Annotated in this window: 5 protein-coding genes; all 5 read left to right on the top strand. The window is 30.8% G+C overall.

The features are described from left to right. Window positions 1–43 precede the first annotated feature (43 nt). A complete protein-coding gene (locus ACTHJT_RS11870) occupies window positions 44–1,789 on the top strand; it encodes an ATP-binding protein (RefSeq protein ID WP_440238418.1) in 1,746 nt (581 codons plus the stop codon). Between the two features lie 59 nt (window positions 1,790–1,848). Then, window positions 1,849–3,585 carry a DUF6119 family protein gene (locus tag ACTHJT_RS11875; RefSeq protein WP_440238420.1) on the top strand — a complete coding sequence of 579 codons (1,737 nt, stop codon included), beginning with the start codon at window positions 1,849–1,851 and terminating at the stop codon, window positions 3,583–3,585. A gap of 71 nt (window positions 3,586–3,656) precedes the next feature. Then, window positions 3,657–4,214, top strand: coding sequence for a hypothetical protein (locus tag ACTHJT_RS11880; RefSeq protein WP_440238422.1), 558 nt, complete (start codon window positions 3,657–3,659; stop codon window positions 4,212–4,214). Window positions 4,215–4,255: 41 nt separating this feature from the next. Continuing rightward, a complete protein-coding gene (locus tag ACTHJT_RS11885; RefSeq protein WP_440238424.1) occupies window positions 4,256–4,903 on the top strand; it encodes a hypothetical protein in 648 nt (215 codons plus the stop codon). Window positions 4,904–4,977: 74 nt separating this feature from the next. Then, on the top strand, window positions 4,978–5,161 hold a 184-nt coding region (locus ACTHJT_RS11890), incomplete at its 3' end, for a hypothetical protein (protein ID WP_440238426.1).

Genomic DNA, 5,161 nt, shown 5'->3' on the forward strand with positions numbered 1-5,161 from the left:
CCTTAAAGGAAGTATATCAAGTATTAACCAATTAAATTAAGCTATGTCAGAAGCAACAAACAGCGATATATTTAGAATTTTAACAGTCGCGCCAAATTTAATCCAAATCGAAGTTATTGATGTTGATAAATTTAAAACTGATACTTCTGATTTCACAATTGGAAGTTATCTTAAAATTTCAGACGATTCAAATACTTCAATCATTGCATTGGTCCAAAGTTTCAAAATAAAGGAAACAAATGTAGGTGGTGAAACAACAGTTACACAACCTACATTTATTTTAGATGCCCAACCGATTGGGTTTTTAGATGATGCAGGAAAATTTAAAAGAGGCGGCCAGCAAATAGCAATACCACCCAATCAAGTTTCTATTGCTGATAGTTCCATTCTAAAAGGGATTTATGAATCGACAGAAGAAGGTAAAAAATTTATCTTTTCAACTTTAGCTCAAAATAATGCTATTGACATCGCAGTTGATGGGGATAAATTTTTTAGTAAGCATATTGCTGTTGTAGGTTCTACTGGTTCAGGTAAATCAGGAACAGTTGCAAGAATTTTACAAGAAGGCATTAAGCCAACAGTTGGTCAGAAGGAAAATGGTGTTTTAAATAATTCTCATATTATACTTTTTGATTTACACGGAGAGTATTCACCAGCTTTTACAAAATCAAAAAAACTTGATATAAATAATTTGATTCTTCCTTATTGGTTAATGAATTCAGAAGAATTGGAAGAAATGTTTATCGAAAGTTCAGAAAGTAATTCACACAATCAAATTTCACAGTTTAAAAATGCTGTAACATTAAACAAAAAACGTCATAATCCTATATTAACTAAAGTAAATTATGATACTCCTGTTTATTTTAGCATTGATGAAGTTTACCGATATATATCAAATCATAATAATGCTACTAAAGACGCAAAAACAGGAGAGTTAAAAATAAAGGCAAAAATACCAGGGGTTGCAAATGAGTTTCAACTTTTTGAAGTTATAGAGTTTGAAGATAAGATATCAGGAAAGATTAATTCAGGCCCATATGCAGGAGAATTCGATAGATTTGTTCCTAGATTAGAAACTAAACTTAATGACCAGCGTTTATCTTTTCTTTTAAAATCGGAAAAAAGCGGAGGAGGAGAATACAAAACAGAAGATTTATCTGATATTTTAAAACAGTTTATTGGCTACGAAACGGATAAAAACAATATAACTATTATAGATCTTAGCGGAATACCGTTTGAAGTTTTAAGCCTGGTTGTTTCTCTTATTAGTCGTTTAGTTTTTGACTTCTGTTTTTATTATAAAAGTATTAAAGATGATAAAGAAATTCCATTTTTGTTAGTTTTGGAAGAGGCTCATAATTATATCCCTCAAACTCAAGGTGCAAAATATCATTCTGTTAAAAAATCAATTGAGCGAATTGCAAAAGAAGGTAGAAAGTATGGATTATCTTTAATGATTGTAAGTCAAAGGCCATCGGAAATTTCTGAAACAATTTTTTCGCAATGTAATAATTTTGTTGCAATGCGATTGACAAATCCAACTGATCAACAATATGTAAAACGGTTAATGCCTGACAATGTAAGTGCAATAACAGATGCTTTACCAGTTCTTGAAAGACAAGAAGCTTTAATAATTGGTGACAGTATTCCAATTCCTACAATTGTTAAGATTAAATCATTAACAGAAAAGCCTGCATCAAGCGACATTAATTTTAGAACTGAATGGAAAAAAGATTGGACTGAAATAGTGTTTGACGAATTAATAAAAAAGATAAAAAAAGAAGGCTGAAACGGGGGGCTTTGTCTCAATTAGTTATTTGAAGAAATTGTATAATTTAACGTAAGTGAATGAAGCAAAATCCTACTATATATAAAATTGATAAATCTTTTGTAATTGATAAGGTTCATGGAGGGATTAGAGAACATTTGAATTCTAATCATAAAAAATTTGTTGAAAGAGATTTAAAACTAAATGACTTTGACGCATTGCTAATTGTGATTGAATCTGATGAAAAAGAATCTGAATGGTCTGATTTCTTTCCAAATGAATTTATTAAAGGCATTTCTTTTAATTTTAAAATTCCTTCATTATTGTTAATAGTAAAAACATCAGTTGGAATTTTTTCAATTGTTGGTGGCGGATTTTATAAATATTTATTACCCTTCTTAGATATGTCTTATGGGTTAAATACTTATGCACGGATCATGAGTCCAACAAAAGATCAAATCATTACAATTAAAACAAGGGGCGTTACTGGTTTAAGAGCCGGTATGCAGGAACAGTTCAAAGATAATTATCGAATAATAGATTACATTAAATTTGGTAAAATACCAGTTGAAATGAAAATTAAACTTGACAACCGTCAAGCGGAACTATTTTTTAATCAATTTGTAACCAGTAGATCATCGCAAATTATATTAAATATTTCTAGCGGGTTTAATATAAATAAAAAACTTTCATTTGATGAATTAGGTGATTTGATCAAAATACTGGTTTACATAGAATCAATAAAGCCTAATGATTTTTTTAGCTCATATAAAGAGATAACAAATAAGGAATTGATTTCTAAATCCTTAAAACCAGGCATAATAAATGAATTGTTTAATAAAAGAAATGAAATTATTCAAAATAAAGTTTCAAATTTTGATTTATGTTACCCGAATAAAATTGAAGATTTTTATAGCGCAGATGAATATGAGATCAAGCTAAAATTGGGAAGACTTAAATTTAAAAGAATTAATGTAACCAACGATAAAGGTGAAATATTAAAACTAATTCTTGAATTTTTAAAACAAAATGGTCATGATAACAATCTTAAAAATTTTAATGAAAAAATCTTGAATATTTATATTTATACATATAAGAGTCAAAAATCTACTCCAATACTGAAAACGGCTCTTATATATCATATAAATACAGAACTTTCGCTTAGAGGTATTGGGACTTTTATATATTTAGATTCAAAGTGGTATAAACTTAGAGAAATTTTTATAAAGGAAATGAATACAAGGTGTTCAGAAATTTTACAAAGCAATAACTTATCTAATATAGTTTTAAATGAGGTATGGGATAAAAAGGTCGATGGAAAGCGCATAAGTGAATATGAGTATAACAAAAAATATCTAAAGCAAAATTATCTGGTTCTAGATACATTAACTGTAGATTCAATTGAGTTAGCGGATGTTATATATATAAATGAAGATGCTATATATTTGTGTCATATTAAATATGGTTTTAGTGCTGAGATGAGAGAGTTATATAGTCAAATAGTCTCTTCCGCTAGAAGATTAAAGAATGATCTTAAGGATGATCAAAATAGTTACTTGAAATTAATATTTTCAAAACTAAATAATATAAATAATGGCGGATTAACTGAAGAGCAATTTATTCTCTTATTTAAAGAAAAAAATATTAAATATGTTATGAGTTTTACTGCACATTTAAAAAACAAAAAGTTACCTAATTATATTGAACTTTATAAATCTAATGTTGCTAAGCTTTCATTGATACAATGTTTTACTGAGATGCGTACTGAGTATTTTGATTTAGATATAGAAGTAATAAATAATTCTGGTTGTTTCTAGTTACTTCGCCGTTGAGTATAAAAAACAAGAGCCTGCAAACTGAATACTCAATTCTTAATCAAAACGAAAAAATGATGAACCAAAAAATAAAAGAGTTTAGCTTAAATGCTTTAGAGCCTTTACAAAGAGTTTCTCAAAATGGCGCAAAAGAAACTTATGAATTTGATATTGACTGCTTTGAAATGAAAAATTACAATCATGTAAGTGTTTTGAAAGAAAGTGATTTTTCAAAAGTTTTTGATATTATTACTAAGATATCTGGACCATGTCTATATTATTTTGAAATTCAATCAGACCATTCTGCTGAAGAAATAGTAGACCGAGTAAATAAATATAGATTAATAAAAGATTCTAAAGCTGTTCCAGCAATTAAAAAGAATTTCTCAAAGAGTAAAATATTGTATGTCGGTAAAGTAAAAAAAGCAATCTGGGGAAGATTAGTTCAACATTTAGGGTATTACAAAGTTCCAAGAACTCAAGGCCTCCAGCTTTTTTATTGGACACAGGGAACGAATCTTTCTTTAAAGATGAAGGTACTGGAATTTGAACATGAAATGGCAGATTATATGGGCGTTCTGGAAACCAAGCTTGCTAAAGAATTAAAGCCGATTTTGGGAAAACATAGTTAGTTACAGTAAACATAGGCAACAACACAATACCCCAAACCCCAATGGTAATCTTCACAATCGTATTTACACTTCTCTATACCTACCTGATTTTTCGTTGGGACAAATACGTGAGTTGGCAGTTGGGTAGCACTTTTTCCAGGATAATAAAATACCTGCACTACATAACATTTTTTATTTGCCTCACCATTGCTTTTACTTATCTGCAATTTGATATTGGTCTGCGCGGGATCTGGACGACACGGATCTTTGTACTCACAGCCATGCTGACAGGAGTGTTGTTCTATTTTGTCGCAAACAAAGCCATCTTAAATAAAATAGAAAAAATATACTTCAGAATTTTTCGTTTCCTGCCCAGCGTTACCGGTGCGTTTCTACTGGTTCCGTTCTTAGGTGTTGTGATTGTATTTTCATTACTTGGCAGACTGTTTGATCCTGCCGATGAGATTTATTACGAAGACACGCACATCCGGATGAACAGATCTTTTAAAGGTGTTTTAGCGCCGCCCGGTGTTGATTTCTATACCAAACACTTTATATTTGAAAAACTTGTGGACAGCCGTGAATTTAATACAGACGCCATTGATTCCGTCACTGTGCGTTACGATCAGGACTCGACCAGAATCTTTGTGTATGGGTCTCCTGAAACCGACGGCATGCCCAAAGTAATAAGCATAGAAAAGCAGAGATAATATCCGCTGTGAGAGTAAAATGTAAATTAGAATAAATGAAGGTCACCACTATTGCAATATTTATAATAACACCTATGAAAATATTCTATACGTTCCTTGTTGCAGCTGTTTCACTTGCAGGCTGCGTATCCTCATCTGAACATAACGGTGATACTGCTGCCGCGGACTCTTTGTACCAGCGCTCAACACAGGCGAACCTATTGCATGGATGGTGGATCTCTGACGATTTTCTTACCCAGGTAGAAAAGAAACGGTCTG

It is taken from the genome of Cytophaga sp., assembly GCF_051961495.1.
Lineage (GTDB): Bacteria > Bacteroidota > Bacteroidia > Cytophagales > Cytophagaceae > Cytophaga.